The organism is Microbacterium sp. P5_E9 (genome assembly GCF_054049175.1).
Map to the genome: position 1 here is coordinate 1 of NZ_JBFUMV010000119.1, position 562 is coordinate 562.

The following is a 562-nucleotide window of genomic DNA, read 5'->3' on the forward strand; positions in this document are numbered from 1 at the left end:
GCCCCAGGTCATGGTAAAGGACTCCCCCGCTGCCAGCCAGCGCAGGCCGTCGCCGCTGTTGAACGCATTTGCCGGGCCGGTCATGGGCTCGATGGCCACAGCCTTTGGCCTGCCGGGGAACTTGTCCGTGACGAAGACATGGACGTAGCCGCACGATTCGTCCTGCCAGAGGCTCACGCTGCGGCCATCGGACGCCTGCAGCGTTTGCCGCGCCACGCCGCCGTCGAGCACCAGGTCCGTGTAGGCGACGTCGATGTCCAGTTCGGCAACGGTCCGGCCGCCGCGCAGGTCCAGTTCCCCGCTGACGGGCTCCGCGCTGCGGGGTATGAGGCGTTCGTCCGCAATAAGCCGGCTGCCGGCGTCCACCGTGAGGACTAAATCCTCGGCAGGCACGTCACCTAGCCTGAGGTAGGGGTGGGAGCCGAGGACGAAGGGTGCGGATGACTGGGAATCGTTCAGGAGCGTCTGGCGGACCACCAGGCCCAGGTCCTCAGCCAGCTCGTACTGCACCCGATGCCGGACCAGGAAGGGGTATCCGTGCTGGGGGAAGATCGGGGCTTCC

The 562-nt window shown here is 67.4% G+C and carries 1 protein-coding gene; it reads right to left on the reverse strand.

Annotated elements, in window-relative coordinates; translation table 11 throughout:
- On the reverse strand, positions 1–562 hold a 562-nt coding region (locus tag ACXJ3V_RS20545), incomplete at both ends, for an aldose epimerase family protein (RefSeq protein WP_457102207.1).